Source organism: Arthrobacter sp. T572 (assembly GCF_056780115.1).
In genome coordinates, this window is sequence record NZ_JBRAZQ010000002.1 from 528,204 (window position 1) to 554,818 (window position 26,615).

General features: G+C 64.5%; 28 protein-coding genes. 19 read left to right on the forward strand and 9 right to left on the reverse strand.

The annotated features are described in order from the left end of the window. Nucleotides 1–84 precede the first annotated feature (84 nt). The 4 genes from ACUYMZ_RS03685 to ACUYMZ_RS03700 all read left to right on the forward strand — a co-directional run bounded on the left by ACUYMZ_RS03685 (nt 85) and on the right by ACUYMZ_RS03700 (nt 4,305). Nucleotides 85–2,013: a glycoside hydrolase family 3 protein gene (locus tag ACUYMZ_RS03685; protein ID WP_481602132.1), complete on the forward strand. Its 1,929-nt coding sequence runs from the start codon at nt 85–87 to the stop codon at nt 2,011–2,013. A 163-nt stretch (nt 2,014–2,176) separates the two neighbouring features. Continuing rightward, a complete protein-coding gene (locus tag ACUYMZ_RS03690) occupies nt 2,177–2,473 on the forward strand; it encodes a hypothetical protein (protein WP_481602133.1) in 297 nt (98 codons plus the stop codon). Between the two features lie 5 nt (nt 2,474–2,478). Further along, on the forward strand, nt 2,479–3,051 hold the full coding sequence (pyrE, locus tag ACUYMZ_RS03695; protein ID WP_442423330.1) for an orotate phosphoribosyltransferase: 573 nt from the start codon (nt 2,479–2,481) through the stop codon (nt 3,049–3,051). Between the two features lie 105 nt (nt 3,052–3,156). After that, nucleotides 3,157–4,305: an alpha/beta fold hydrolase gene (locus ACUYMZ_RS03700; RefSeq protein ID WP_481602134.1), complete on the forward strand. Its 1,149-nt coding sequence runs from the start codon at nt 3,157–3,159 to the stop codon at nt 4,303–4,305. A 21-nt stretch (nt 4,306–4,326) separates the two neighbouring features. On the opposite strand, the gene ACUYMZ_RS03705 is transcribed toward ACUYMZ_RS03700, so the two are convergent. Continuing rightward, on the reverse strand, nt 4,327–5,055 hold the full coding sequence (locus ACUYMZ_RS03705) for a tyrosine-protein phosphatase (protein ID WP_481602135.1): 729 nt from the start codon (nt 5,053–5,055) through the stop codon (nt 4,327–4,329). Between the two features lie 17 nt (nt 5,056–5,072). Further along, complete coding sequence (locus ACUYMZ_RS03710; RefSeq protein WP_426005693.1) at nt 5,073–5,903, reverse strand: HAD-IIA family hydrolase; 831 nt, start codon at nt 5,901–5,903, stop codon at nt 5,073–5,075. 293 nt (nt 5,904–6,196) lie between these two features. On the opposite strand from ACUYMZ_RS03710, the gene ACUYMZ_RS03715 reads away from it, so the two are divergent. The 5 genes from ACUYMZ_RS03715 (at nt 6,197) to ACUYMZ_RS03735 (ending at nt 10,814) form a co-directional block, all read left to right on the forward strand. Continuing rightward, nucleotides 6,197–7,396, forward strand: coding sequence for a hypothetical protein (locus ACUYMZ_RS03715; protein WP_481602136.1), 1,200 nt, complete (start codon nt 6,197–6,199; stop codon nt 7,394–7,396). Between the two features lie 22 nt (nt 7,397–7,418). Further along, entirely contained in the window at nt 7,419–8,129 is a 711-nt protein-coding gene (locus tag ACUYMZ_RS03720) for a TrmH family RNA methyltransferase (protein ID WP_481602137.1), read from the forward strand. A gap of 133 nt (nt 8,130–8,262) precedes the next feature. Then, nucleotides 8,263–9,195, forward strand: a complete 933-nt coding sequence (locus ACUYMZ_RS03725) for a hypothetical protein (protein WP_481602138.1) — start codon at nt 8,263–8,265, stop codon at nt 9,193–9,195. Between the two features lie 177 nt (nt 9,196–9,372). Beyond that, complete coding sequence (gene fbaA, locus ACUYMZ_RS03730) at nt 9,373–10,392, forward strand: class II fructose-bisphosphate aldolase (RefSeq protein ID WP_144661880.1); 1,020 nt, start codon at nt 9,373–9,375, stop codon at nt 10,390–10,392. Then, a complete protein-coding gene (locus ACUYMZ_RS03735; protein ID WP_426005698.1) occupies nt 10,392–10,814 on the forward strand; it encodes a DUF3151 domain-containing protein in 423 nt (140 codons plus the stop codon). The genes fbaA and ACUYMZ_RS03735 overlap by 1 nt, the downstream gene beginning before the upstream one ends. A 121-nt stretch (nt 10,815–10,935) precedes the next feature. Here the strand turns inward: ACUYMZ_RS03735 and ACUYMZ_RS03740 are convergent, their stop codons facing one another. From ACUYMZ_RS03740 to ACUYMZ_RS03750, 3 genes are read right to left on the reverse strand one after another with little or no spacing between them, the layout of a single operon-like run. Further along, a complete protein-coding gene (locus ACUYMZ_RS03740) occupies nt 10,936–11,748 on the reverse strand; it encodes an ABC transporter ATP-binding protein (protein ID WP_481602139.1) in 813 nt (270 codons plus the stop codon). Then, nucleotides 11,745–12,812: an iron-enterobactin ABC transporter permease gene (fepG, locus tag ACUYMZ_RS03745; protein ID WP_481602140.1), complete on the reverse strand. Its 1,068-nt coding sequence runs from the start codon at nt 12,810–12,812 to the stop codon at nt 11,745–11,747. Before fepG ends, ACUYMZ_RS03740 begins: the two co-directional genes overlap by 4 nt. Continuing rightward, complete coding sequence (locus ACUYMZ_RS03750) at nt 12,809–13,939, reverse strand: iron chelate uptake ABC transporter family permease subunit (RefSeq protein ID WP_481602141.1); 1,131 nt, start codon at nt 13,937–13,939, stop codon at nt 12,809–12,811. The genes fepG and ACUYMZ_RS03750 overlap by 4 nt, the downstream gene beginning before the upstream one ends. Before the next feature lie 59 nt (nt 13,940–13,998). Here ACUYMZ_RS03750 and ACUYMZ_RS03755 point away from each other — a divergent pair, with 59 nt between their 5' ends. Further along, the gene (locus ACUYMZ_RS03755) at nt 13,999–15,051 is read left to right on the forward strand and encodes an ABC transporter substrate-binding protein (protein WP_481602142.1); all 1,053 of its coding nucleotides are present in this window, start codon (nt 13,999–14,001) and stop codon (nt 15,049–15,051) included. Between the two features lie 150 nt (nt 15,052–15,201). On the opposite strand, the gene ACUYMZ_RS03760 is transcribed toward ACUYMZ_RS03755, so the two are convergent. Then, nucleotides 15,202–15,834 carry a uracil-DNA glycosylase family protein gene (locus tag ACUYMZ_RS03760; protein WP_426005703.1) on the reverse strand — a complete coding sequence of 211 codons (633 nt, stop codon included), beginning with the start codon at nt 15,832–15,834 and terminating at the stop codon, nt 15,202–15,204. Nucleotides 15,835–16,071: 237 nt separating this feature from the next. Between ACUYMZ_RS03760 and ACUYMZ_RS03765 the strand changes: the two genes are divergently transcribed. From ACUYMZ_RS03765 to ACUYMZ_RS03805, 9 genes are all read left to right on the forward strand, one after another. After that, the gene (locus ACUYMZ_RS03765) at nt 16,072–16,686 is read left to right on the forward strand and encodes a SipW-dependent-type signal peptide-containing protein (RefSeq protein ID WP_481602143.1); all 615 of its coding nucleotides are present in this window, start codon (nt 16,072–16,074) and stop codon (nt 16,684–16,686) included. Nucleotides 16,687–16,722: 36 nt separating this feature from the next. Next, complete coding sequence (locus ACUYMZ_RS03770) at nt 16,723–17,361, forward strand: SipW-dependent-type signal peptide-containing protein (RefSeq protein ID WP_481602144.1); 639 nt, start codon at nt 16,723–16,725, stop codon at nt 17,359–17,361. After that, entirely contained in the window at nt 17,358–17,906 is a 549-nt protein-coding gene (locus tag ACUYMZ_RS03775) for a signal peptidase I (protein WP_481602145.1), read from the forward strand. Before ACUYMZ_RS03770 ends, ACUYMZ_RS03775 begins: the two co-directional genes overlap by 4 nt. Further along, on the forward strand, nt 17,893–18,594 hold the full coding sequence (locus ACUYMZ_RS03780) for a hypothetical protein (RefSeq protein ID WP_481602146.1): 702 nt from the start codon (nt 17,893–17,895) through the stop codon (nt 18,592–18,594). The genes ACUYMZ_RS03775 and ACUYMZ_RS03780 overlap by 14 nt, the downstream gene beginning before the upstream one ends. Beyond that, nucleotides 18,591–19,124, forward strand: coding sequence for a hypothetical protein (locus ACUYMZ_RS03785; RefSeq protein WP_481602147.1), 534 nt, complete (start codon nt 18,591–18,593; stop codon nt 19,122–19,124). The genes ACUYMZ_RS03780 and ACUYMZ_RS03785 overlap by 4 nt, the downstream gene beginning before the upstream one ends. 242 nt (nt 19,125–19,366) lie before the next feature. After that, entirely contained in the window at nt 19,367–20,656 is a 1,290-nt protein-coding gene (locus tag ACUYMZ_RS03790; RefSeq protein ID WP_481602148.1) for an adenylosuccinate synthase, read from the forward strand. Nucleotides 20,657–20,869: 213 nt separating this feature from the next. Beyond that, on the forward strand, nt 20,870–21,334 hold the full coding sequence (locus ACUYMZ_RS03795; RefSeq protein ID WP_426005713.1) for a hypothetical protein: 465 nt from the start codon (nt 20,870–20,872) through the stop codon (nt 21,332–21,334). Further along, the gene (locus ACUYMZ_RS03800) at nt 21,331–22,071 is read left to right on the forward strand and encodes a cyclase family protein (RefSeq protein ID WP_481602149.1); all 741 of its coding nucleotides are present in this window, start codon (nt 21,331–21,333) and stop codon (nt 22,069–22,071) included. Before ACUYMZ_RS03795 ends, ACUYMZ_RS03800 begins: the two co-directional genes overlap by 4 nt. A gap of 63 nt (nt 22,072–22,134) precedes the next feature. Further along, the gene (locus ACUYMZ_RS03805) at nt 22,135–22,896 is read left to right on the forward strand and encodes an IclR family transcriptional regulator (RefSeq protein WP_481602150.1); all 762 of its coding nucleotides are present in this window, start codon (nt 22,135–22,137) and stop codon (nt 22,894–22,896) included. Here ACUYMZ_RS03805 and ACUYMZ_RS03810 read toward each other — a convergent pair. The 3 genes from ACUYMZ_RS03810 to ACUYMZ_RS03820 all read right to left on the reverse strand — a co-directional run bounded on the left by ACUYMZ_RS03810 (nt 22,890) and on the right by ACUYMZ_RS03820 (nt 26,365). Further along, nucleotides 22,890–23,660, reverse strand: a complete 771-nt coding sequence (locus tag ACUYMZ_RS03810; RefSeq protein WP_442423342.1) for an IclR family transcriptional regulator — start codon at nt 23,658–23,660, stop codon at nt 22,890–22,892. The genes ACUYMZ_RS03805 and ACUYMZ_RS03810 overlap by 7 nt on opposite strands. 34 nt (nt 23,661–23,694) lie before the next feature. Then, a complete protein-coding gene (gene alr, locus ACUYMZ_RS03815; RefSeq protein WP_481602151.1) occupies nt 23,695–24,849 on the reverse strand; it encodes an alanine racemase in 1,155 nt (384 codons plus the stop codon). Between the two features lie 70 nt (nt 24,850–24,919). Further along, nucleotides 24,920–26,365 (reverse strand): amino acid permease, encoded by a 1,446-nt coding sequence (locus ACUYMZ_RS03820; RefSeq protein WP_426005721.1) that lies wholly within the window; start codon nt 26,363–26,365, stop codon nt 24,920–24,922. Nucleotides 26,366–26,615 lie beyond the last annotated feature (250 nt).

A 26,615-nucleotide genomic window follows, 5' to 3' on the forward strand; every position in this document is an offset into this window, starting at 1 on the left:
GGCTACCGCGACATCATCCGCAGCGGCGACCCGTCCGTGGTGTTCGTCCACTTGCACGGCACGCGGGAGCTGTTGAGCGCGCGCATGACCTCGCGGCCTGGCCACTTCATGCCGCCGTCGCTGCTGGACTCGCAACTGGCTACGTTGGAACCCCTGCAGGACGATGAAGCTGGAATCATCGTGGATATCGACCAATCCGTGGAGGACATCGTGGAGCACGTCGTATCGGCTATCTCGGGCCATCAGGTCCAGGCCGAAGCGTCCGCGCCGCAGTACCTCGTGGATTTGACGGCCGCCCCGTTCAGTCTCGACGATGCCGCGCTGAACTGGGTCGAATCCACCATCGCATCCATGACTCTCGAGGAGAAGATCGGACAGCTCTTCATCAACCACAACAACGACTACTCTCCGGAGTACCTGGACAACGTGCTGGAGAACTTCCACGTGGGCGGAATGCGGTACCGTCCGGGTCCGTCGGCTGCGGTGCAGGAGCACATCCGGTACGCGCAGTCGAGGACGCGTATTCCGCTGCTGGTTGCCTCGAATCCCGAGATGGGCGGCGCGGGAAGCTGCGACGACGGCACGTTCGTCTCCACGCACCTGCAGGCCGGTTCGCACCCGGACAAGTCGATTGCCCGACTCATGGGCGCGGTGGCCGGCGTCGAAACCGCTGCCTTGGGCTGTAACTGGGCGTTCGCGCCGATCGTGGACATCCACTACAACTGGCGGAACACAGTCATTTCCACGCGGGCCTTCGGCAACACGCCGGAGATCGTGGTGGAGCGCGCCAAAGAGTACTTCGACGGCATCAGTGAATCGCCCACCGTGTGCGCCATGAAGCACTTCCCGGGCGACGGCATCGACGAGCGCGACCAGCACGTGGTGACCTCCTACAACACGCTGGGTTACGAGGAATGGGACCGGACGTACGGGCACGTGTACCGCGAGATGATCGGGCATGGCGTGCAGTCGATCATGGTGGGGCATATTGGTGCGCCTGAGGTGTCGCGTCATTTCCGTCCGGGCCTCGCCGACTCTGAGATCCGTCCGGCGACCCTGGCCCCTGAATTGTTGCAGGACCTGCTCCGGGGTGAACTTGGCTTCAACGGCCTGGTGCTGACCGACGCCTCGCTGATGGTGGGACTGACCCAGGCCATGAAACGGCGCGACCTCGTCCCGGCCACCATCGCTGCCGGGTGCGACATGTTCCTGTTCTTCCGCAACCCGGAGGAGGACTTCCAGTTCATGCTGGACGGCTACAAGTCAGGGGTCATCTCCGATGTGCGCCTGCACGATGCCTTGCGGAGGATCCTCGGTTTGAAGGCCAGCCTGGGTCTGCACGTTAAGCCTCGGGAATCCTTGGTTCCTTCCGCCGATGCCTTGGCCGTTATCGGCAGCGACGAACACCGGTCCATTGCGGCGGAGATCGCGGACAAGACGGTGACGTTGGTGAAGGACACCGCGGGGAACCTGCCCATCACGCCCAAGACCAACAAACGCATCCGTTTATATGGGATCTCGGGTGGGGCCGACTTCACCCGGGCTGACCCCCTGGCCTATCTGGACACCGTCAAGGAAGAGCTGGAAGCCGCAGGGTTTGCGGTGGACGTGTTCAAGACAGCCGAACAGCGCGAGGCCGCAGGAGAGGCAGGCATGAACTTCATGCGGGTGTTGTCTGAGGAAGCCACAGCGGACTACGCCGATCGTTACGATGCCGCTTTCGTTTTCGCCAATGTGAAGGGTTTTGCGCAGGAAGCAGCCATCCGCATCAAGTGGTCATCTCCGATGGCTGCCGAGATTCCCTGGTACGCCACCGAAGTGCCCACCGTCTTTGTCTCCCTCAATCAGCCCAACCACCTGATCGACGTGCCCATGGTCAAAACCGCCATCCACGCCCATGCCGGTACCCGCGAGGCAATCCGCGCCACCATCCAGAAAATCCAGGGGAAGTCCGAATTTCAGGGCACGTATAACGAGAACGTGTTCAGCGGTTCGTTCGACACCCGGTTGTAGTCCTCCCACCCCGGGGGCGGGCTCGTAGCGGTAGACGCACGGGATGCCCGGCACGGCTCACGAGGCTGTGCCGGGCTCTTTTGCGTGCGTCATGTTCTGAGGCCGCTGACACTAGGTATATGCAGCAATCAGCTGACTTTCACAGGGAACCCGGGGGCGAACAATGTCACTGTCGAACGGCAGATACCGAACCGCGCCCGCCGCGACCATCATCGTGGGCGGTGTGCTCATGCTGGCATGGATCGTTGCGATGCAGACCGGCGGGTACGCGATCGACGAACAGAAAATCGATCCTGCCGGCACACTATGGCCCATGATGTGGTTCGGCGGGCCGCTGGCTGGAGGAGTGCTTCTCTTCGGGATCCTCTGGCAGAGCGGGAGGTGGCGGGCACGGACCAAAGCCGGCACCCCCGTGAATCCAAGCACGGCCCGAAGCCGCCCGGACGCTTCCGTAGAATAGGAGCCATGACTTCCTCGCCTGACACCTCAGTTGCCCGCGCCCGCCTTCTTGAACTGATCAAAGAACTGGCGGTGGTCCGCGGCAAGGTGATCCTGTCCAGCGGCAAGGAAGCCGACTACTACATTGACCTGCGTCGCATCACCCTCCACCACGAGGCGTCCAAGCTGGTGGGCCAGGTCATGCTGTCCATGATCGACGACGCCGGGATCCCGGTTGAGTGCGCCGGCGGCCTCACCATGGGGGCCGACCCCGTAGGAACCGCCGTGATGCACGCTGCCGCCGATGCCGGCCGGGCCGTGGACGCATTCGTTGTCCGCAAGGCGCAGAAGTCGTACGGCATGGGCCGCCAGGTTGAGGGCCCCTCGGTTGAAGGACGCAATGTTGTAGTCCTCGAAGACACGTCCACCACGGGCGGGTCGGCACTGACCGCCGTCGAGGGTGTCCGCAAGGCGGGCGGCAATGTAGTTGCCGTCGCTGTGATCGTGGACCGCAACACAGGCGCCAAGGAGAAGATCGAAGCCGAAACGGGTGTCCCATACCTCTTTGCTTTCGGCAAGGACGAGCTGGGCCTCGACTAAGGACTTCATGCTTCGCCGGTGCCCTCAAGGGAGCATCTTAAGGGCATCGGCGGTGCGGTTTCCACAGGGCTGTAAGGCACTGGCTTCGAAGCCTATGCTTGCTGCGTGGGCGTTCAGGTAGGGAAACTTCCGGCACCGCCGGACGTGGAAGAAGACCTCCCGCTGCCCGCCACGCCTGACCCGGGCGCCATGCCCGGTGCAGGGACGGAGCCAGCGGAGGATCCGGGTTCATGGGCCCGGATCCTGCCTTACGCTGCCCGGCTGAAAAAGACGTCGCGCCGTAACTTCCTGGTGGCCGCCGGGGCCTCCGCCGCCTTGGCCGGGGACATGCTCTTCACCCGCCATGTCCAGGCCGAACGCCGCGCACCGAAGATTCTCCGCGTCCCTGATCCCTACTCCGACCTTTACTTCCCGAAGGCCAGCTGGATCCTCTTCCCTGGGTACAAGACGAGTTGGGAAGAGGCCCAGTGGATCCTCAACTCCCTGCGCCCGGCGCTTCACCAGCGCGGACGATTGGCTGCTGTTGGTTACTCGAACCTGGGGCTGGATGTGGACGAGGTGGTGCGCGAAGTCGTCCTGCATGTCCGTGAACTAGGTTTGGAAAAGCTGTACTTCTACGGCCACAGCTTTGGCGGGATGCTGGCTACCCAGGTTGCTGCCCGTTTGCTGGAACTGCACGGTGTGGAGACCGAGCTGATCGTCCTGGACTCCAGCCCTTTCAGCCGGGCGGACGTGCTGGACCAGAGCTGGTTCGACGGCGTCGTGTTCCTCTATGAAAATGGCTTCCGCATCCCGTCGGTCCTGCGGGGCGGCTACGAGTTGGGGGAGCGGCTGGTCCATAAGGATGAGCGCTCGTGGCGGCAGATCCTCGACCAAACCGCAGAGCAATTGTCGCCCATCGCGCCGTCCAGCGTGCTCGTCCAAACGGAGTCGGCCTACATCTACCACTTCGATGCTCTCCGCTACATGGGAAAACTCGGTCCGGCGAAGATGGCCTACATGGGAAACTCCGGAGACGCCACGGTCAACTACCTCACCGCGCGTGCAGGGTGGAGCAAGGTTTTCGCGGACAACATGAAGCTACCGATCCTCAGTACCGAGGGTGCGCGGCCGGCCCACGCCAGCCCGCAGTGGAATCCGGACGTGTACCGGCCGTTGGTGGAGCACGTCCAGAACCAATTGGATCCGCTGCCGGCGGAGCGGGAGGAGCCCCTGTTCGAGGAACCGAACGGGCGGATCATCAGGCCCGTTTAGATGGGATAAGTGGGGCGGAACCTAGGCCGCAGTGCGCAGGGCTTCAACCTCGACGGCGGTCATGCCCGCCTCCCGCAGGAACGACGCCGCGTCTCCAAATTCACGCGCGAAACCGATCAGGAACTGCCGGATGGCTGCCTCCGGGCTCTGAAGGATCATGAGGTCCGGACTGAAGTACTGGGCCGGGGTCGATGGGACGTGCAGGCGCCAGGTTTCTGCCATGACCTCCAGGACAGTGGGAAGGTTGGCCGTGGTGGCCGTATAGTCCTTCACCACGGCCTCGTCCGGGGCGCCCGCCGCCATGAGCGCCACCGCGGAGACGACGCCTGTTCGGTCTTTGCCCAGCGAGCAGTGGATCAGGGTCCGCTTCCCATGGGCAGCAGGACGCAGGGCGTCGGCCACCCACTCCGGTCGGATCCGGATCCAGCCGAGGTAGAGGTCGCCAAGATCCTCAGGCGTTTCCACGGCTTGCAGCGAACCCGCAATCGCGTTGGGATCCAGAGGATTGTGGATCAGCTCGACGGCGGGTTGGGAGTTTCCGGGGCTGGGCCGGCCAGGCATGGGCGCGCCGGGTTCGCCCGGTACCTGCCACGGAACCAACGACCGCTCGAGTTCACTGCGCAGGTCCATGATCGTCTGGACGCCGTGCTCCGTCAGGAACTCCGACGTGCCGGCCGCATCCAGGCCAAAGGGCTGGCTCCCCCTGAGAATCCGGCCACCGGCCAGGGGTCGCAGATTGAGCACAGCCATGGTCTGATACCGGTCCGCTAGATCTGGCTCTTGAGATCCGCCACGGAGTTCAGGATCTGGTTGGGCCTGAACGGGAAGGACACGATTTCCTCGCGCTGGGTGATGCCGCTGAGGACCAGGACGGTGTGAAGGCCTGCTTCCATGCCCGCAACGATGTCCGTGTCCATGCGGTCGCCGATCATGGCCGTGGTTTCCGAGTGGGCGTCGATCTGGTTCATGGCGGAACGGAACATCATGGGATTAGGTTTGCCCACGATGTATGGTTCCCGCCCGGTGGCCTTGGTGATCATGGCCGCTATGGCACCGGTGGCAGGCAGCGGCCCGTCCTTGGAGGGGCCCGTGGCGTCAGGGTTGGTGGCGATGAAGCGCGCCCCGGCCAGGATGTGCCGGACCGCCATGGTGATGGCTTCGAACGAGTAGGTACGGGTTTCGCCGAGCACCACGAAGTCCGGATCCGTATCGGTGAGGATGAACCCGGCCTCATGCAGGGCGGTGGTAAGCCCGGCCTCACCGATGGTGTAGGCACGGTTGCCGGAGTCCGAGGAGCTTACCTGGTCCTTGAGGAACTGCGCGGTGGCCAGAGCCGAGGTCCAGATGTTCTCTTCCGGAATCTCCAGGCCTGACGCGCGCAGGCGTGCCGCGAGGTCGCGGGGAGTGAAGATGGAGTTGTTGGTCAGCACGAGGAAGCGCTTGGACGTATCAACCCAGCGCTGGATGAGCTCGGCCGCTCCGGGAATGGCCTGGTTTTCGTGAACCAGCACCCCGTCCATGTCCGTGAGCCAGCACTCGATTTCATGGCCGTTGCGGTACAGGGATTCGGACGTCTGGGGCGTGGTTTCTTCTGCCATGTTTGCCTCCGGCTGGGGTTGTTCATTCACTGCGTCCCAGTCTTTCATTATTCGGGCGGCCAGACACCCCGGGGGCGGCGTATGTGGATAGAGGTACCCATGTGGAAAACCGGTTTTGACTTGCAAGGACGCTGCCTGGCTGCACTACTGTGGTTGCTGCGCAGGCGTGCAGACAACGCGGGTCGGGGGATCGACGCGGTGGATTCATCGCCGCCTGCGGCTTCAAGAGGTCCCCGGTACGCCGCACGGCTGCTTTCGAGCCGCCGCATTCCAGCACCCTGAAAGGGCCTGTCTTGAGCAACAACAACGGAGCGCCGCAGCCTCCCTACAATCCCAATGGCGCGCCCCAGGCCTATAACCCGGACGGCGTTCCGCAGCCCCGCTACGACACCGGGCAAGGACAATACAGGCAGTACAACCCAGAGCAGACCCAGCCGCTATACCAGCCGGAAGCCCAGCAGCAGCCGGGCAGCCAGCCCGGGGCCCAGCCCCAGCCGGGTGCCCAGCCCCAGCCGGGTGCCCAGCACCAGCCGGGCGAGCCGACGCAGGCCTTCCCCGCGCAGCCCGGCGAACCGACCCAGGCCTTCCCGGCGCAGGGACTTCCACCCCAGGCCTACCCTCCCCAAACCCCGGGCGACCACAACAAAAAGGCGCTCTTCCTCATCCTCGGCGGGATCGCCGTCGTCGTCATCATTGCCGTAGTGGTGGTGTTCGCGTGGCTGATTCCCTCCGTGACCAAGCCGGTCGCCGTCGACACCCCGGTGCCGTCGGCAAGTGCTTCGGAGCAGCCGTCGGAAGACGCCGCCGGGTCCTCCGACGAACCTTCCGCTGACCCGGAACAGAGCTCCGGGGCGTCCGGCGTGCCTGAAGGTGCCATCCCGCTCCCGGCAGTATGGGAGGACTTCGCGGGACCGTCCAATGTCCCTGCGGACGGCGATCCCTTGTTCAGCAAGTGGGTCACGGGCGAATCGTCCTTCCAGTACCTGGCCGAGTGGACCCACGATGAGTCCTTCGGGATCACCAAGGACCCCACCACGGGCGAGGAAATCCAGAAAAAAGCCCAAGGCACAGTGGAAACCGATGGCGACGGCATTGCGCTCGCCTACGCGTTCTTTGCCGAGTCAGAAGAGGGCAAGTTCGGCAAGGAACCTGCGGACGTCAAGAAGGCCATCGAGGACATCGAAACCCGCTACAAGGGCATGACCGCCACGGAACTGCCGCAGAACCTGGTGGGCCACAAATGCGCGTCCGACTTCAAGACCACCATGCCGGAGATCCGGGAATTCCGCCGTGGAGCGGCTGTGGTAGTTGGCTTCACGTGCACCAACGCGCGCGGTGAACACATCCAGGCCGTCAACCTGTTCTCCGTGACGCCCTGGGGAACGCCGCAGATGCTTGGCGTGAGCGGACACAAGGAATACTGGGACGCCCACCCGGGCCTGTTCGAGCAGCTGGCCAACTCGTACCGCATCAACAAGTGGAAGATGACCTAGGGCGCGCCGCTAAAGTTGAGGGGTGACTGACCTTCCCCCCGACACCGCCCTGCCCCACGCTGCCGACCCGCGCGACCAAACTCCCACGGGAACCACGGCCGAAGGGGAGATAGAAGCGAAGGCGGAGGTCGGCGTCGGGCCCTGGGAAGGCGAGTGGCCGGTAGGCGACCACTGGGACCCGGACCTGCTGCGTGACGGTGACCGCCGAAACGTTGTGGACCAGTACCGCTACTGGAAGCACGAGGCGATCGTTGCCGACCTGGATTCCAAGCGCCACGAATTCCACGTGGCCATTGAAAACTGGCAGCACGATCTCAACATCGGCACCGTGGTGCGGACCGCCAACGCGTTCCTCGCCAAGGAGGTCCACATCATCGGACGACGGCGATGGAACCGTCGCGGGGCCATGGTCACCGACCGCTACCAGCACGTGCGCCACCACCCCACGGTGGACGATTTTGTCCAGTGGGCGGAGGGCGAGGGGCTGGCGGTGATCGGGATCGACATCTTCCCGGATTCGGTGCCGCTGGAGACCTACGACCTTCCGGAAAAGTGTGTCCTCGTGTTCGGGCAGGAGGGTCCTGGCCTCACCCCGGAGGTCCACGACGCCGCTGTAGCCACGTTGTCCATCGAACAGTTCGGCTCAACCCGGTCCATGAATGCAGCCTCCGCAGCCGCGATCGCAATGCACGCCTGGGTTCGGCGCCACGTGTTCAAGCAACCCGTGTCCTAGCGCCCCGCCGAGATGGCACTTAATGACAATCCCAGCGCCCCGGATTGCCATTAAATGCCTTCTCGGCGGGGTGGGTGCGGCGGAAGCTGTGGATAACGCCTCCGGGTCCCTCGCGGAGCAGTAACAATGTGGCATGCGCAGGAAAGAACTACCGGAACACCTCACATCAGGTTCATTCTCTGTGCGCGCATCGGACAAGGCCGGCGTAACCCGCTCCCGCACCCATGCCCGGGATCTTGTGCTGGTATCGAGGGGAATCCGGGTCCCGGCCTCGTCCGGTGCTTCCGGAGCGTCAGCCCTGCGCGCCTACACAGACCTGGATGACACCTCGGTGCTGGTTTCCTTGTCGGCGGCGCGGGTCTGGGGCATTCCCTTGCCCGGTCATCGGATGGGGGACTGGCGCATTCATATTGCCCGACGCCGGGGGTTCAGCGTTCCACGCCGGGTCAATGTGGTGGGTCACCTCCTCACCTTCCTCCCCGGGGAAACAACCGAGTACGACGGCGTCAAGCTCACCTCGCCTGCCCGCACGTGGTTGGACTTGGCCGCGCTGTTGAGCGTAGAGGACCTGGTGGCTGCCGGTGACCACCTGGTGTGCTCGCACGGCGCGGAGTTTCCCGTCCCCAAGACCGCCGTATGCACCCCTGGTGAGCTGGCAGCCATGGTAAGCCGCCACCCGGGCATGCGGGGAGTAAGGGCCGCGAGGGCGGCGCTTGACCTCATCAGGGTTGGTGCTGACTCTGCCCCGGAAACCCGGATGCGCCTGGCACTCGTCAACTCCAACCTGCCGGAGCCCGAACTGAACCACGTGGTGCGCAACAACCTCGGGCAGGCAGTCCTGTGGCCGGATGGAGCGTACCGGGAGTTCAAGGTCTCACTCCAATACGACGGGCAACACCACGCTGGCACGGAGCAGCATGTCCGGGACATCGAACGCCAGGAAAGATCCCTTTCCCTCGGGTGGCTGGAAGTCCGCATCTCCAAGCGGGACCTCGAAGGTGAGCGGCCCGCCGTCGTACATAAGGTTCGGCGAGCGCTCGTCAGCCGGGGTTGGTCACCGAGGTGACATTTAATGGCAATCCCGGCGCACGGGATTGCCATTAAATGCCATCTCGGCGCCAGTGTTACCAGCCCAAGTGACCGGAAACACGGGCCCCGGACGGTTGTCGCTAGGATGGTGCTAGCCGTAAGCGGTCTACTCCAGGGTCACCAGCCCACAGACGAATTCAGCATAGGAGTCACCATGCCCATTGCAACCCCAGAGATTTACTCCGAGATGATCGACCGCGCAAAGGCTGGCGGCTTCGCCTTCCCCGCGGTCAACGTGACGTCGTCGCAGACTCTGAACGCTGCGATCCGCGGTTTCGCCGAGGCCGAATCCGATGGCATCATCCAGGTTTCCACCGGTGGCGCAGCCTACTGGTCCGGTGCCTCCGTCAAGGACATGGTGGCCGGTTCCCTCGGCTTCGCCGCGTTTGCCCGTGAGGTCGCCAAGAACTACAACGTCAACATCGCACTGCACACGGACCACTGCCCGCAGGACAAGCTGGAAGGCTTCGTTCTCCCGCTGCTGGCGGCTTCCGAGGAAGCCGTGAAGGCCGGCAAGGACCCGATCTTCAACTCGCACATGTGGGACGGCTCGCACGAAACCCTGGAAGACAACCTGCGCATCGGCCGTGAACTGCTGCAGCGCGCGGCGGCTGCCAAGATCATCCTCGAGGTTGAGATCGGCACCGTCGGCGGTGAAGAAGACGGCGTGGAGAACGAGATCAACGAGAAGCTCTACACCACCACCGCAGACGCACTGGCCACCATCGAGGCCCTGGGTGCCGGCGAAAACGGCCGCTACCTGACCGCCCTGACCTTCGGCAACGTCCACGGCGTGTACAAGCCGGGCAACGTCAAGCTGAAGCCCGAACTGCTCAAGCAGATCCAGGCTGAGGTCGGTGCCAAGATCGGCAAGGACAACCCCTTCGACCTCGTCTTCCACGGCGGCTCGGGCTCCACTGAGCAGGAAATCGCCGACGCCGTTTCCTACGGCGTGATCAAGATGAACATCGACACCGACACCCAGTACGCGTTCACCCGCCCGGTGGCCGGCCACATGTTCTCCAACTACGACGGCGTGCTGAAGGTCGACGGCGGCCTGGGCAACAAGAAGACCTACGACCCCCGCGTCTGGGGTGCTTCGGCTGAAGCCGGCATGGCCGCACGCATTGTGGAGGCAGCACAGCAGCTCGGATCGGCCGGCAAGACGTTCTGATGTCCGACGAATTCCGCAAGAACCTGATGGGGCCGGAGCCCACGCTCCTGCCCGCCGAAACCGAGGTCTACCAGCACCTCGCCCTCGGTAAGGAAGCGTTGGACCTCGTGGCGCAGAACCCCACGTCGTCCCTGTTGTGGGCGATCCTCGCCGAGGAAGCATGGGCCGAGGGTCGCACCATCGAGTCCTACGCCTACGCCCGTGTGGGTTACCACCGCGGCCTGGACGCTTTGCGCCGGAACGGTTGGCGCGGCGTCGGGCCTGTCCCGTGGGAGCACGAGCCAAACCAGGGCTTCCTGCGCGCCCTGTACGCGCTGGGACGCGCAGCCTCAGCCATTGGCGAGGCTGAGGAGCCGGAGCGGATCGAGAAGTTCCTGAACGACTCGGACCCGAAGGCCAAGGCGGCTATCGAAGCGGGCTAAGCGCCTCAAGCAACAACGACGGCGACCCTCACCGAAAAGGCGAGGGTCGCCGTCGTCCGTTAACCCCAACCAGGTCGCAGCAGAGCGCGTTTTGAGCCTTCAAAACGCGCACAAATGCGACCTACTTGGGCAGGCGGGGGCGGCCTAGGGGGACCACCAGGGGAGTGTGGGTGACGGGGTCGTCGATGATCCGGCACGCCATGCCGAACACGTCCTCCACCAAGGATTCGGTAATCACGGACGCCGGCGCGCCCTCGGCCACCACGGCACCGTCCTTCATGGCGATGATGTGGTCGGCGTAGCGGCTGGCGTGGTTGAGGTCGTGCAGGACGGCCACCAGGGTGTGTCCCTTGTCCAGATTGAGCTCGCGGAAGAGCTCCAGCAGTTCAATCTGGTGTGCGATGTCGAGGAAGGTGGTGGGCTCGTCCAACAGCAGCAACGGTGTCTCCTGGGCCAGCACCATGGCCACCCAGACCCGCTGCCGTTGGCCCCCGGACAGCTCATCCACCAGGCGTCCGGACAAGGCGGAAACGCCGGTGGCTTCCATGGCCTCGACCACCGCGGTTTCGTCCGCTTGGGACCATTGGCGCAGGAGTTTCTGGTGCGGGTACCTTCCGCGGGCAACGAGGTCGGCCACCGTGATGCCATCAGGCGCGATCGATGACTGCGGCAGCAAACCCAGGCGCCGGGCGAGTTCCTTGGCGGGCAACGAGGTCACAGATTTGCCGTCCAGGAGCACCTGTCCGCTGCGCGGCTTGATAAGCCGGGCCAGGGCGCGCAGCAGGGTGGATTTGCCGCAGGCGTTGGGGCCAACGATCACCGTGAACGCGCCCTCGGGGATCTGTACGTTCAGGTCCTCCGAGATAACGCGTTGTTCGTAGCCGATGGTCAGCGATTCGGCTTTCAACTGCGGAGCGGCGGTGCTGATACTCATGATTTCCTTGCTTCCCTGGCCAGGAGCCAGACGAGGTAGATGCCGCCGATGCACACGGTCACCACGCCCACGGGCAACTGAATCGGCGCGAACAGGCGCTGCGCGGCGAGGTCGCTGGCGGCCAGGAGGAAGGCGCCCATCACCGCGGACGGGACCAAGGTGATGCCCGCGCTGCGGACCAGCCGGCGGGCAAGCTGCGGTGCGGCGAGTGCCACGAATGCGATGGGCCCCGCAACGGCAGTGACCGCAGCGGTCAGACCAACGCCCAGAACCAGCAGCAGCAGCCGGGTTGGCTCGGCCCGGACGCCCAGGGCGCGTGCGGCGTCGTCGCCCATTTCCAGAAGCTGCATGCGGCGCGCGGCTCCCAGCGTGGCTGCCCCGAGCGCAACAACAACGACGGCGGCAGGCGCCGCTTGCTCCCACGTGATGCCGTTGAGGGACCCGGCTCCCCAGACGGCGGCGGCGAGGGCCGCTTCAAGCTCGGCTTGCAGGATGAGCCAATGGTTGAAGGCCGCGAGCATCGCGCTGATGCCGATGCCCACGATGATGAGCCGGAAGCCCTGTGAACCGCGCCGATACGCCAGCAGATAAACGGCGATCGCGGTGAGGATGCCGCCAACCAAGGCACCGGCAGCCACCCCAAGGTACCCGCCGCCCACAGTCAGCATCACAACGAGCGCACCCGTATAGGCGCCGGTGTTGAAGCCGATGATGTCCGGGCTGCCCAACGGGTTCCGGGTCATGGATTGGAAGATTGCGCCGCCCATCCCCAGCGCCGCACCGAACAGAAGCGCGCCCAGCACCCGTGGCAGACGCCATTCCATGACGATGGTTTGGGCCAGTCCGGGAGCGTCTCCGGTGAAAGCCTGCAGCACCTGGGGCACGGTGACCTCATAATCCCCGGTGGCCAGGGACACGACGGAAACGGTCAGGGCGGCAAGGAGCAGCAGGATACAGACGAGGATGCTGCGTACGTCCACCAGGCCACTGAAGACGCGGTTGCGGACCGGCAGGGCAGCCCGGCCGAAATCAATGGGGTTCGTCACCGTCTTTGGCCGGGTCACAGTCCGCTGACCTTCCTGCGGCGCGCGAGTGCGATCAGTACCGGCGCCCCGATGAACGCCGTGACTACGCCCACCTGCAGTTCCCCTGGCGCAGCGATTCTGCCCACCACGTCCGCTACGAGCACAAGGATGGGGGAGAGCAGCACGGTGGATGCGAGGATCCAGCGCTGGTCGGGGCCAACGATCCAGCGGGCAACATGCGGGATCATGAGTCCCACGAAACCGATGGCTCCGGCGCCGGCAGTGGCGGCACCGCTGAGGAGCGTGATGGCTGCGATGCCAAGAATGCGGGTCCGGTTGACGTTGGCCCCCAAGGAGGTCGCGAGGTCGTCACCCAGCGCCACGGCGTTGAGCCCGCGGACACAGAAGAGAGCCACCAGGAGTCCGATCCCCATGAACGGGGCAACGGTTGCCACGGCGTCCATGCTGCGGCTGTCCAGGGAACCGATGCTCCAGGAGCGCAGGTGGTCGAATGCTTTGGGGTTCAGCATGGTCAGCCCCGAGCCGATACCCGTGAGCACGGCCCCCAGTGCGACACCCGCCAGCGTCAAGCGGATGGGGTTGACCACATTCCGGCCGGAGGTGCCGATCAGGTACACCGCGGCGGTGGTGAGGATGGCCCCGGCAAAGGCGAACCAGATGTATCCGCTGAGGGATGCTATCCCAAAGACACCAATGGCCACCACGATCGCAAAGGACGCGCCCGCGTTCACGCCGAGGATTCCGGGATCGGCCAACGGGTTGCGGGTCATAGCCTGGATCAGGGCGCCGGCCACACCGAGGGCGACCCCGACGCCCAGGCCCATGAGGGTTCGCGGCAGCCTGTTCTGGAGGATGATTGCATGGTCTGCGGTGTCCCGGTGGTCCAGGAAGGCCTGCAGGACCGTGCCCGCCGGGATGAACTTGGCTCCCACGCCCAGGCTCAGGAGCACAGCACCCAGCAGGACTGCCGCTGCCAGCAGCAGGAACAGGACGCGCCAGCCTGATTTGCGTACGACGCCGGAAGGATCGGACGCGCTGCCGGCCGGCGGGGCGGCGGTGTGCGGCTGGGCACGTGGTGGCACGGGGGCCGTCACTTGGGACACGACAGAAAACCATTCCGGAAAGCTAAGCGGTGATGAGGGCATTTCCGTGACCGTTGTCACAACGTCACAGAAGTGTGCCCTAATTAGGTTAGCCTTACTCCGTGAAAAACGACGATTCTGTAATAAAGCCGCGCAAGGCCCCGCGTCTGCGCCGTGCCGCACTGAAAGTGGCCGGCGTCGCCCTGGTCATGGGCCTCGTGGCAGGCTGCGGCACCAGTGGCGGGTCAGGCTCCGCCGCCGGCAACGCCGATGTAGCCACTGGCGGCTCCAAGTTCACCACTGCCGACCAGGAAACCGCCAAGCTTGGCACGGACGCTGCCCCCGGCGTTTTCCCCCGCACCCTGAAGCACGCCAACGGTGAAACCACCCTGGAGAAGAAGCCCGCCCGCGTGGTGGTCCTCGACACCGGAGAGCTGGACGACGTGGTGTCCCTGGGCATCACCCCCGTGGGCATGGCCACCACCGAAGGCGCCAACCCTGTTCCCAGCTACCTGGCGGACAAGGTCAAGGACGTTGCCTCGATCGGCACCATCCAGGATCTCAACCTTGAGGCCATCGCTGCCCTCAAGCCGGATCTGATCCTTGGCAGCCAGCTCCGCGCCGACAAACTTTACAAGCAGTTGTCTGCGATCGCTCCCACGGTCTTCAGCATCCGTCCCGGGTTCCCGTGGAAGGAGAACTTCCTCCTGGTGGGCAAGGCGCTTGGCGAGGAAGACAAGGCGGTCAAGGCGCTCAACGACTACCAGGAGCAGGCCGACGCCCTGAAGAAGGACGTCCAGGGCGACCCCAAGATCTCCTTGGTGCGCTTCCTCCCCGGCAAGATCCGCCTGTACGCCAACAAGTCCCTGATCGGCGTGATCCTCAAGGACGCAGGCCTCGCCCGGCCGGAGAACCAGGATATCGATGAACTTGCCGCGGAAATCTCGGCCGAAAACATCGAGCAGGCCGACGCCGACTGGATCTTCTACAGCAGCTACGGCGAACCCGCAGCAACCGGTGAAACGTCCGTGGTGGAGGGCGCCGTATGGCCCAAGCTCACCGCCGTCAAGGAGGGCCACGCGAAGGCCGTCAACGACGACGTCTGGTTCCTCGGTCTTGGCCCCACAGGCGCCCAGCTGATCCTCAAGGACCTCCGCGCCCTGCTGGTCGGCTAAGTACCATCACCCCCCCAACAAGCCCCAACAAAACGGCGGCCCCCACGCGAAAGGTGGGGGCCGCCGTCGTGCGTTACCTCCCAACTAGGTCGCATTTGTGCGCGTTTTGAGCGCTCAAAACGCGCACTATTGCTACCCAGTTGGGGAAGACTAAGCCTTGCGGGGGATGCCGGTCCGGGCCATGGCCTCGGCGTATGCGCCGTGGATGGCGTCCAGGTATTCCTGCTGGCGCTCGGGTGTGCCCGCGAAGGAGCGGCCACCCAGGGAGCGTACCTTGAACGTCTTGAACCCGCGGCGGGCGATGCTGGCGGGAGCCGACTTCATGAGCTGGTCGGCCAAACGGTGCGCCTCGTTGCCGTGTGCCACCAGGGCGGAGGTGCGCGGCAGGAGCTGCAGGAGGCGCAGGAGCGGCTTGAGGCCTTCGGTGATGTTGGCGGGGGTGAGCTTGCCCGGCTCGCCGGCCGGCTCGATCCACGGGTAAACGTTCCACGGGATCACGTACTCCGGGCGGAGGCCCAGCTGCCACTGCATGCCGAGCATGCGGGTGGTGGCCTCGTCGTCACCGGGCTTGATGAAGCCTTCGCCGGAGGTGACCCGCTGGTTGGAGAAGAGGCTCACGATGCGGCAGTCGTCCATGCTGTGGGCGGGGTCGATGTAGAGGACCTCGCTGCCCGGCTTCTGATCCTTGATCGAGTCACACAATGTGTTGACCTCGGCGATGTGGTCTTCGTAACGGCGGTTCCAGAGGAGTTGTTCGGGTGAGTCGGTCGCCAGGTCTTGCATCGGGGGTTAAGTCTCCTAGGTGTTACTGCGCGCACCACAAGGGCTGCGGGCATGTCGCAGCGGATCCGTCAGGGTGCAGTTGGGGGCTGGTTAACCTTACCGGACCAAGGAGGGCTCTGTTTTCGCCGGACCAATTGCAACGGCCTGGATTAACCCTTAAGTGCAGTTCCCGGGCCGCCGGCTTGACGACGGCAGAAGATGGAGGGGCACCATCATCAACTACCTTGGGGGTAAACAGTGGTTGCACCAGACTCTTCGCCCGAATCGACCCAGCGTCCACGGAAGGCACCCAGGATCCGGGCGATCCTGGCCGGCGGCCTCGTCCTGGGAGTTGGAGCCGCGATCACCCTTGCTGCCTGGAACGACTCGGAGTTCGCCCAGGGCACCTTCACAGCGGGGTCCTTCAACCTTGAGGGAAGCACCGACGGCACTGCATTCGCCGAGCACCCCGTTGGCTCGCCGGTGACCCTCTCCTTTACGGCCGCGCCCAACAACCTGGCGCCCGGTGATGTTGTCACTGCACCGTTCGCGGTGCGGCTTGACGAAGACACCACCAGCGGTGCCACGGTGACGGTCTCCACCGAATCATCCACCGGCGCACTGACCGGCCTGACATACTCGCTCACCCAATCGGACGCCTTCGGTTGCGGCGAACCGGTCACGGACACTTTGGTGGACCCCGGGACCGGATTGGGTACGACGCCGGGCAGCACCACTTTCGCGCTGGATGACGGCGGGGGTGCCGGTGCGGGAGCCGCAGTTAACCTGTGCTTCCGGATCACTGCCGGCTCCGGCCTGGTCCAGTCCCAGACCGGTTCCACCACCTGGGAATTCGCGGCCGAATCCCAGTAGTCCATGGGCACGCGACGCTCCACGAAGCACCGGGCGGTGAGGCCGCCCGGAAAGTACCTGCGGCTGCGTGCGGTCCTGGCCGGGGCCCTGGCGCTGGGCCTTGGCGGCTCGGTAACGCTCGCGTCCTGGACCGACAGTGACTTCGCCGGAGGGACCTTTGGCGCGAGTGTCTTTGTGACGGAGTCCAACGCCAGCAAACCCTACAACGCGTCCGGGACATGGAGTGCCAACGACGCTGCCCCGGGTGCCGCCTTGGTGTTCAACGCCACGGCCATGAGCCCGGGCTCGGTGGCCTACGCGCCTTTGGCCATTCGTACCCGGGCCGGGTCCGTGGGCGGAGAAGTGGTGCTCGGGGCACCGACGGTCACGAGCAGCGGCACGGGCACAGCGGACCTGGGGGCTGCACTCCGGTACCGCGTGGTCCGTTCAGCCACCTGCGATGCCACCGCGTTCACGGGGACACCGGTGTTCGTGGTGGGCAGCGACGGAGCCAAGCCGTTCACCCAAGGCCAGGCGGCCGGCGTCGTCAATCCATTGCAGGCGGCCACGGCCACACTGCCGGGGGCGCCCACGCACTTCTGCTTTGAAGTGACCCTGCCCCTTGGCGCCAACAACGCCCTGCAGGGACAAACGGCCACCGCAACCTGGCAGTTCACTGCCACCTCCAGCCCATGAGCCGCGCTTTCACGTCCCGCGTCCGCGAATGGCTGCTGAACCTCGCCGCTGCCGGCGGTGCGGTGTGCATCGTGGCGGTGATCCTGGCGCTGGCATTCAACATCACGCTCATCTTGTTCAAGACCGGCTCCATGGCCCCGGGCATCCCCGCCGGATCCCTGGCCCTGGTGCGGGAAATTCCTGCCGCTGACATCCGGGTGGGCGACGTTGTCACCGTTGACCGTCCCGGCAAACTGCCCATTACGCACCGGGTGCAGACCGTGGAGGATGCCAAGGGTGCCTCCCGCACCATCACCATGAAGGGCGACGCCAATACCGCTCCGGACCCTGCGCCTTATGTGGTGGAACGGGTGCGGGTTGTCCTGTGGTCCGTCCCGGGGCTCGCGTACCCGCTTGCCGCAGCCGCCAACCCGGTGGTGCTCGGGGCAACAACTGTGGCCGTTTCCGGCCTGGTCACCTGGGTGCTGTGGCCGCGTGGTGAAACCCCCGGCAGAGGCGGCAACAAGCATGGCGGCCGCAGGCGTGGGCAGCATGTCGCGGCTTAAGCGGTGCTGGCTGTTGTTCCTTTGCGCCCTGATGCTCCAGCCTGCGCCAGCGCACGCCCTGACGTCCGATCGGCAGCCCGCCCGGGAGGAACCCTCCGGATGGTTGGAGCTCGACGCCGGTCCGGCCGGGAAGGTGCACAGGCTCACCCCGGGCGGGACTGCTGACTGGGCGGTGGCGGTGGGGGTCCGGGGCGAACCCGCCACGGCGCTGGAGTTGCGGCTGGAACCCGGGGCCGGGATCCTCCGGGACTACCTCAGTGTCACCCTGAGGACCTGCGGCCAGCCCTGGGACGAGGGCGGTCCGGCCGGCAGTACCTGCGGTGCTGGAGAAGACACTGTGCTGGAATCCACAGCGTTGAGGGAGGCCGAGGGGACGCGCCTGGATCTCCTGGGTGAGTCTTCGCGGGCCGCTTCCGGCTCCCCGCTACCTGATACCACCTATGTCCTCCTGACAGCAGCGCTCGCGGTCGATGCCCCAAAACACGTGCAAGGGACCAGGACCAGCATCGTCATCGGGGTATTCGGCTCGGGCGATGGTCCCGGCAGTGCGGCAGCAACAAAGCCCGGCCAGCCGCCGTCGGGATCCCTTGCGGACACCGGCGCCCGCCTGGGTGGCTTCCTGCTGCTCGGTGTGCTCGCCGTGGGCGGCGGCTTTGCGGCTTCACGATGGCGGGGTGGGCGGGGATGAGGAAGTACCTGGCCGCCCTGGGCGCAGTGGCCCTCCCCGTAGCCATAATGCTGACGGCTTCGAACCCGCCGGCCGTCACGGAGGCTTCGTGGGCCCGTGGGACGTACGCATCAGGCAGTTTCGGCACCGTGACAATCCCCGCCCCGACCCTGAACGGGCAATGCACCTACAATCCGGGTGTTTTGGGGTTGGGTGCCTACGTGCGGATCTTCTGGCTCCCGCCCTCCGGCTACACCCTGTCGCAGGCCGAGGTGCAGGCATCCACCAGCGGACTGGGCTCCGCGCTCGCACCGCTCACCGGATACAACCTCACCACCAACACCACCGGAAGCGCGGCCGCCGGTTACATTACGGACGTACCCACCAACCTCTTGGGCGGTCTCCTGGGGCTGGGAACGGAACTGCAGATCGCCATTGTGATCAGGGACCCGGCAACGTCGTGGACGTCAAAGCCCGCGTCCGTGGCCAGCAACGCCGGGCTGATCGCCGGGCTTGGGGGCAACTGCCGGAATCTTCCGCCCGGCACGTGATCCACCGTGTGCGCCCGCTGCAACCGGGCCGCCCACAAAACTTCACGCGACCGCCGTCGAACGCTCCTTGACACCAGACTTTCAGATGCCATCGGCTAAACTTGGCTGGTAAGAGCCCCGAAACTCTTGCGTCTGCCGCGCCCGCGGCAGGCTGTACCAAGTACCGTCGGGGCATTCTCATGTACGGCGCCAAGGCCTGGCTTTCCAGCCGGGTCTTGCCCGAAAGAATGGGGGAGGATCCCATGCCCGCTATCGTGATCGTCGGAGCCCAGTGGGGCGACGAAGGCAAAGGCAAAGCAACCGACCTGCTCGGTGGCCGCGTCGACTACGTGGTCAAGCCCAACGGCGGCAACAACGCCGGGCACACCGTGGTTGTCGGCGGTGAGAAGTACGAGCTCAAGCTCCTTCCCGCAGGCATCCTGAGCCCTAACGCCATTCCGATTATCGGCAACGGTTGCGTGGTGAACCTTGAGGCGCTCTTCCAGGAGATCGACGGCCTCGAAGCCCGTGGCGCCGATACCTCCCGCCTCCGTGTGTCCGCCAACGCCCACCTGGTGGCTCCGTACCACCAGGTCCTGGACAAGGTCACCGAGCGCTTCCTCGGCAGCCGCGCGATCGGCACCACCGGCCGCGGCATTGGCCCGGCCTATATGGACAAGGTGGCCCGCCTGGGTATCCGCGTCCAGGATGTGTTCGACGAATCGATCCTGCGCCAGAAGGTGGAAGGCTCGCTGCGCCAGAAGAACGAGCTCCTGGTCAAGGTCTACAACCGTCGCGACATTGTGGTGGAAGAGATCGTGCAGTACTTCCTCTCCTTCGCCGAGCGCCTGCGCCCGCTGGTCATCGACAGCACTCTTGTCCTCAACAACGCCCTGGACGAGGGCAAGGTTGTGCTCATGGAAGGCGGCCAGGCCACGTTTCTGGACGTGGACCACGGCACCTACCCGTTCGTGACCTCCTCGAACCCCACCGCTGGCGGCGCATCGGTCGGTTCGGGCATCGGCCCCACCCGCATCTCGCGGTCCATCGGCATTATCAAGGCCTACACCACCCGTGTTGGCGCCGGTCCGTTCCCCACGGAGCTCTTTGACGACATGGGCGTATACCTGCAGAAGACCGGCGGCGAGTTCGGCGTGAACACCGGCCGTCCCCGCCGCTGCGGTTGGTACGACGCCGTCCTGGCCCGCCACGCCTCGCGCGTCAACGGCTTCACGGATTACTTCGTCACCAAGCTGGACGTGCTGACGGGCATCGAGCAGATCCCCGTCTGTGTCGCTTATGACGTGGACGGCGTGCGCCACGATGAAATGCCCATGACGCAGACCGAGTTCCACCACGCCGTGCCGATCTTCGAGTACTTCGACGGCTGGACCGAGGACATCACCGGCGCCCGCACCCTGGAAGACCTCCCCGAGAACGCGCGCAACTACGTGCTGGCGCTCGAGAAGCTTTCCGGCACACGGTTCTCGGCGATCGGCGTCGGCCCGGACCGCGACCAGACGATCGTGGTGCATGATTTGATCGACGGCTAGTTTTACAGAATTACGACGACGGCGGGTCGCCCCAGGGTTCGAATGGAACCTTGAAGGCGGCCCGCCGTTTGTTGTTTCTGGACTGGCAGCCGTCTCGGACTGAGAAACAACGAAAATAGATATGTGCGTTATTCACAAGTTTGCATGCTTGTAATGCACGGTGACGTATGGCACGATGATGCTGGCATCCACTCCCGACCAAGGAACCTCCTCGTGAATATTGCACTCAAAAGCGTCCGCAAGCTGCGCATCCATTGGCCTGTATCTGTTGAGACGATGACCCGTATGGGGCAAGGCGAATCCAGCGCCCTCGAATCGGACACCGGCATCGCTCGCCTCCTGGACACACTGAAGGCCACCCCTGAGCTCGGCGGGTTCGGCAACTACCACCACGTCTTCGAATCCACGGCGGGTTTTGAGGGTTTCACCGTGGCAGAGGGCGCAAATCCAACGCTGGGTAAGGTCGGCCAGCGGACCATCTCGCCCACCTTTGTCTTCACGTCCTACTTCGATGCCGCCTTGGACGAACCATCCGTCCAGCTACTGGTGCAGCGCATTGTGGAAATCCACCCATGGGAGGTTCCCGTCATTGAAGTCTCCGCGCCGCTCAGCGTTTCCACCGGCGGCGCCGTATCCTCCAAGGCCGCGGACATCCTTCAGGAAAGGATCGCCTCGTGAAAGCTCCGTTGTGGCAGGAATTGGCGCCCCTGCTCGCCAACAGGACCTTCACCGACCTGACACACGCCTTCCATCCGGGCCAGCCGCACTTTGCGGCGTTTCCCGATGAGCAACGCGAAGCCCTCTTTGACATGGACAAGGGCGACGGATTCACCGCGCACAGGTACTCGATCGTCGGCCAGTGGGGCACGCACGTCGATCCGCCGTCGCACTTCATCCGCGGCGGCCGAACCCTTGACCAGCTACCGGTCCAGGAGATGGTGCTGCCCTTGGTGGTCCTGGACATCAGCAGCCGCGCCGCGACCGACAACGACGCTACGCCGACGCTGGCCGACGTCGACGCCTGGGAGGAACGCAACGGCAGGATCCCGGCGGGATCCTTCGTTGCGCTCCGCACGGATTGGAGCCTGCGGTGGCCCGATGCCCAGGCAATGGCCAATCGTGATCCGGAAGGCATCAGCCACACGCCGGGATGGTCGCGGGAAGTCCTTGAGGTGCTGGTCGAGGAACGCAACGTAGCGGCGATCGGGCACGAACAGACCGATACAGACCCCGGCAGCGCCACATCACGCCAGGACTTCAGCCTCGAAACCTACATTCTGGCCAAGGACAGGTGGCAGATCGAACTCCTCGCCAACCTGGAGGGCGTGCCGGAGTCCGGGGGCGCAGTTATGGCCACCTGGGCCAAGCCGCTCGGTGGAAGCGGATTCCCCGCCCGCGTGTTCGCGGTCCACTAAGGTGACAGTCCGCCGTCGTAAAGCCCGCGTCGGCCTGCCCCCGGGACTGGCTAGAATCGAGAAATGTCAAAGACCTCCAGCATGGGCCGCGGCATGATGGCCGTCCTCACCGTTGGCGAGCGGCAAGCCGAAGGGTACGACGGCGGTACGGTCGCCGAAGTTGCGGCGCGCCTGGACAAAGACCGCAGCCAGGTCTCCCGCAGCCTCAAAGGTGCACTCCAGGAAGGGTTCCTGGCACGCACGGCGGACCGGGCGTACTGCCTCGACTGGTCGCTCCTCACCGATGCCCAGCTGGTGACCGAGCAACGGCTGCGGACTGACGGGTTGGCGGCGTTGGAGGGGCTGGCGGCCGAATCCACCGAGGCCTGCTTCCTGGGCGTTCTCAGCGGAAACAGCACAGTCACCATTGCCGAGCACGTACCTGCAAGCGCCAACCTTGTTGGCTCATGGCTGGGCCGCCCCTATCCTGCCTATTGCAGCGACGCCGGCCAGGCTCTTCTGTGGGACGCTCCGGCGGAGGAAGTGCGGCGGATCTTCCAGAACGTGGAGTTCGTCCGGCACGGGCCCAACACGCCATCGTCGGTGGACGACTTTCTTCACCGCCTGGAAAGTGCCCGGAGCAGGGGCTACTCGATCGTCGACGAGGAGGCCGAACCGGGCCTCTATTCGCTTGCAGCACCGATCCGCGACTTCAAAGGCGACGTCGCCGCGGCGCTGCAGATAGTGGGCCCGAAAGAGCGGCTGGAACCCCAACGGGAACAGCATGCGCTGGCACTCGCGTCATGGCGCGACTGGCTTGAAACCCGGGTCGGTGGAATTCAGTGAACCTGGCCCTGGGCGGAACCCAACCGTTTTGCCGCCGCCTGCAGGGCCCCGGCCACCACAGCAATGTCCAGCTCAGCACCGGAAAGGCTGCCCAGCACGCTGAGTGCAGCCAGGATGTCACCGCGGGGTGAGCGCACAGGGACTGCCAGTTCCCACACAGCGTGCTCGTATTCTTCGGTTGCCAGGACGTATCCTCCCGGCCGGTCGCGCTCCATCAGCTCCTGCACCTCGGCTGGAGTGTGGGCGGCGGCCGGTCCGCCCACGCCGATGAAATTTACGTCCTTAAGCAACGAATGCAAGGCGCCGGTGTCGTGATCCCACAGCAGGGCCCTGCCTGCCCCCGTGCACCAGGCCGGTGTCACCATCCCGGGCTTGGCAAAACCGCCCAGAGCGGCGTTATTGATTGAAGCCCGAAGGAGCTGCACCCGCACGCCGTCCCGTACGGACAATCGGGCGCGGAGGCCAAACCCGGACACCAGCTCTTCCAACTCGGCTCTGGATTCCCGGACCCAGTTCCCGTTGAGGGAACCGGCCAGGGAAAAGAAGCGCCGACCCACCCTGAACGGCCCGCGGTCCTCCCGCTCCAACAACTCGAGGTCGCAAAGCTCCTGGGCCAGCCGGGATACGCGACTCTGTTCCATGTCCAGTTCCGCGGCCAATTGTGAGACACCCAGCAACTGCCTGCCCTGTTTTTCCCGGTCAGCCACCAACCGCACCAAGCGAAGGCCCTGAGCCAAGGACGACGCTTCGGATGGAACATCCACGGATCGGGCTCCTTTCAGCATGCTCAAGCCATTCTCACATGGCCGTGTCCTGCGCGAGGACGCGGGAACCCCCTGCCCACACTGTGTAGAGATCGGCAAGGATGCTGCCGTTGGCTGACTCTAGCTCATTCACCGTGATCTCCTCTCCACCTTGCCGGCCGAAGAGGACTACCTCGTCTCCCGGGCTGATGTCCGTGACGCCGGAAACGTCCACCACCATGGAATTCATGGAGACCGCGTCCACCACTGGAACCCGCTGTCCCCGGACGAGCACAGTCCCTGCCTTGGCCAACGCCCGCCTGTAACCGTCGCCATAGCCGGCGGTGACGGTGGCCAGCCGCGCGTGGGATCGCAGCGTATGAAGGAGTCCGTAGCCCACTTTGCTACCTGCGGGATAAGTGTTTACCGAGCCGATTCTGGCTTTGAAGGCCAGGCATCGCCGGTAGCCCGGATGCCGTGGATCCGAGTCGCCGTAGAGCAGCGCGCCCGTCCGGACCATGTCCAGCCAGGTTGCAGGAACGTTGAGCGTCGCGAAGGAGTTGGCTGCGTGCAGCAGTATCTGCTCACGTGGTATCCGGGCCGCACTAAGGATCGACAGGGCCTGCTCCAGGAAACGGCTCAGACCTGCTTCGATGTCCGCAACGTCGTCCAGCGGGAAATGCGTCATGATACCGGCAAGTTCCAGGTGCCGATGACTCAAAATTCCCGCTGCTGTTGCCCTCCCCAACGCCCCGGATACGTCAAGGCTGTGGCGGCTTATGCCGGATGAGTTGATGTCCAGATGGATGCGGACCACGCGCCCGGAATCAGCTGCAATCCGGTTGATTTCCCACGCGCTTTGAGGGTCGGCAACCAGCTCTTCGACGTCATATCCGACGGCGGCTGCTACCTCCTGTGGTGCGGCGGCGCGGACACGGAGCAACTTGCCGGTGAAGCCGACGCTCCGGGCGATAGCTGCTTCACGGTTGGAGCCGACACCAATGCAGGGGACGCCGGTCCGCACGAGCGAAGGCATCAGCAGCTCCGCCCCGTGCCCGTACGCGTCAGATTTGATCACGGCGCAGACCTTGGCACGGTCACACAAGAGTGCCTGTACTCCACGCACGTTGGATTCGAAAGCGTCTCCGTCTACTTCCACCCAGCTGGCCAGATGATCAGTGCGGGGTTCGGGGGGAACCGGATGCAACATGGGGGTTCCTTTGAATACGGCTCAGCGGCCGGGCTAAACAGTGCCCGGCCGCTGAGCATGGATAACGGAATCAGGCCGGCTGGGGCTTGCGGGTCCTGCCGCCGTAGCGGAACCGGAAGAACAGGTAGCAAGCGGCCACGAACGGAACCCCGAAGTACAGCGCTGCTATCTGCGACGGGTCCATGGCGATGCCCACCAAGGAAACGAGGCACAGGACAAAGGCGAGGATGGGCACCAACGGAAACAATGGCGCCTTATAGGGGAGATCGGCTACGTTTCCGCCGTTGCGGACGAAGGCGCGCCGGTGGAAGAAATGGGAAGCCACAATCGACATCCATACGCCAACAACGGCAAAACCCGCCACGGACACCAATGCCAGATAGACGGTTTCAGGTGCCGCGACGCTGCTGATGAGGGATGCGAGGCCGCCCAGCATGCTCACGGAGAGCGCGATCATGGGAATGCCGCGGCGGGTGAGCTTTTTAAAGGCCTTCGGCGCGTGGCCTTCGTCCGCAAGCGAATAAAGCATGCGGGCACAGGAGAACAGGCCGCTGTTGCCGGCGGACAGCAGGGCGGTGATGATGACGAAGTTCATGATGTCCGCCGCATAGGGAATCCCCACGGAAGAGAACACTGTGACGAACGGGCTTTCGTCCAGACCCACCTGGTCATAGGGGACCGTTGCCGCAATGACAGCAATTGCACCGACGAAGAAGATCAGCAAACGAATGACGGTGCTTCGCATTGCCTTGGGAATGTTTCGCGCGGGATCGGCCGTTTCCCCTGCCGCGACGCCGATCAGTTCAGATCCGGAGAAGGCGTAGAAGACCGCCAGCGCGGTAACCAGGACGCCAGTGAATCCATTGGGGAAGAGACCGGCTGAAGTATTGAAGTTCTCAAAGAGGAAGGGATGGTTGCCGGAACCGGACAACGGGTGAAAGCCAAAGAGGGCCGCGCCGCCGAGGATGATGAGGCCGATAATGGCGCCCACCTTGATGATGGCGAACCAGAACTCGGACTCCCCGAAGAACCGTGAAGAGATTGCATTGAAGCCGAAGAGGATTGCGGCGAAGACAAGGCACCAGACCCATACCTCGACATCCGGGAACCAGCGCTGCATCAAAAGTCCTGACGCCGTGAACTCCGAACCGATGGCCACGGCCCAGCAGAGCCAGTACAGCCAAGCGGTGGTGAATCCCGTGGCCGGTCCAATCGAGCGGGCTGCGTAGATGTGGAAGGCCCCGGATACGGGATAGGCAATGGCCAGTTCGCCGAGGCACGCCATGACAAGGTATACGACGAACGCACCAATCAGATAGGCGATGACTGCGCCCAGCGGACCGGCTTGGGAGATCGTATAGCCGGAACTCAGGAAGAGTCCGGACCCGATCACACCTCCCATTGCGATCATGATCAGGTGCCTGGTGCCCATTGATCTGCGAAGTCCGCTCGGGGCAGGCCCGGCGCCGGCTGCTTCCGGCCGGTGGTCCAGTTGCAGGGGTGTTGAAGATTCCATGTGATTCTCCGGTCGGTGACGGATGCGAAGGGGAAGAGCCGGGCGGGTCGAATTTCACCCGCTGGAGTCCGTAGTGATGAAGGTAACACAAAAGAACGCAAAGCAGTCATTAAAAACATTTATGAATGCATATAACGCACGCATAGATCTCCCGGATGACCTTTGATGTCCGGCGAATGGTCAAAATGACCATGCTCTCTGCCGGTATGACATGGCTGCGCTGACACCGGGCCCCCGCAGGATTGAGTCA

What these genes read in the sequence shown, in the direction of transcription:
- alr (WP_481602151.1), bottom strand. Translation starts at nt 24,849, where the DNA reads ATGTTGCATCCGGTTCCCCCCGAACCCCGCACTGATCATCTGGCCAGC.
- ACUYMZ_RS03775 (WP_481602145.1), top strand. Translation starts at nt 17,358, where the DNA reads ATGAGCCGCGCTTTCACGTCCCGCGTCCGCGAATGGCTGCTGAACCTC.
- ACUYMZ_RS03705 (WP_481602135.1), bottom strand. Translation starts at nt 5,055, where the DNA reads ATGGCTGTGCTCAATCTGCGACCCCTGGCCGGTGGCCGGATTCTCAGG.
- ACUYMZ_RS03790 (WP_481602148.1), top strand. Translation starts at nt 19,367, where the DNA reads ATGCCCGCTATCGTGATCGTCGGAGCCCAGTGGGGCGACGAAGGCAAA.
- ACUYMZ_RS03725 (WP_481602138.1), top strand. Translation starts at nt 8,263, where the DNA reads ATGCGCAGGAAAGAACTACCGGAACACCTCACATCAGGTTCATTCTCT.
- ACUYMZ_RS03750 (WP_481602141.1), bottom strand. Translation starts at nt 13,939, where the DNA reads ATGCCCTCATCACCGCTTAGCTTTCCGGAATGGTTTTCTGTCGTGTCC.
- fbaA (WP_144661880.1), top strand. Translation starts at nt 9,373, where the DNA reads ATGCCCATTGCAACCCCAGAGATTTACTCCGAGATGATCGACCGCGCA.
- ACUYMZ_RS03735 (WP_426005698.1), top strand. Translation starts at nt 10,392, where the DNA reads ATGTCCGACGAATTCCGCAAGAACCTGATGGGGCCGGAGCCCACGCTC.
- ACUYMZ_RS03690 (WP_481602133.1), top strand. Translation starts at nt 2,177, where the DNA reads ATGTCACTGTCGAACGGCAGATACCGAACCGCGCCCGCCGCGACCATC.
- pyrE (WP_442423330.1), top strand. Translation starts at nt 2,479, where the DNA reads ATGACTTCCTCGCCTGACACCTCAGTTGCCCGCGCCCGCCTTCTTGAA.
- ACUYMZ_RS03740 (WP_481602139.1), bottom strand. Translation starts at nt 11,748, where the DNA reads ATGAGTATCAGCACCGCCGCTCCGCAGTTGAAAGCCGAATCGCTGACC.
- ACUYMZ_RS03780 (WP_481602146.1), top strand. Translation starts at nt 17,893, where the DNA reads ATGTCGCGGCTTAAGCGGTGCTGGCTGTTGTTCCTTTGCGCCCTGATG.
- ACUYMZ_RS03710 (WP_426005693.1), bottom strand. Translation starts at nt 5,903, where the DNA reads ATGGCAGAAGAAACCACGCCCCAGACGTCCGAATCCCTGTACCGCAAC.
- ACUYMZ_RS03760 (WP_426005703.1), bottom strand. Translation starts at nt 15,834, where the DNA reads ATGCAAGACCTGGCGACCGACTCACCCGAACAACTCCTCTGGAACCGC.
- ACUYMZ_RS03785 (WP_481602147.1), top strand. Translation starts at nt 18,591, where the DNA reads ATGAGGAAGTACCTGGCCGCCCTGGGCGCAGTGGCCCTCCCCGTAGCC.
- ACUYMZ_RS03685 (WP_481602132.1), top strand. Translation starts at nt 85, where the DNA reads ATGACCTCGCGGCCTGGCCACTTCATGCCGCCGTCGCTGCTGGACTCG.
- ACUYMZ_RS03820 (WP_426005721.1), bottom strand. Translation starts at nt 26,365, where the DNA reads ATGGAATCTTCAACACCCCTGCAACTGGACCACCGGCCGGAAGCAGCC.
- ACUYMZ_RS03805 (WP_481602150.1), top strand. Translation starts at nt 22,135, where the DNA reads ATGTCAAAGACCTCCAGCATGGGCCGCGGCATGATGGCCGTCCTCACC.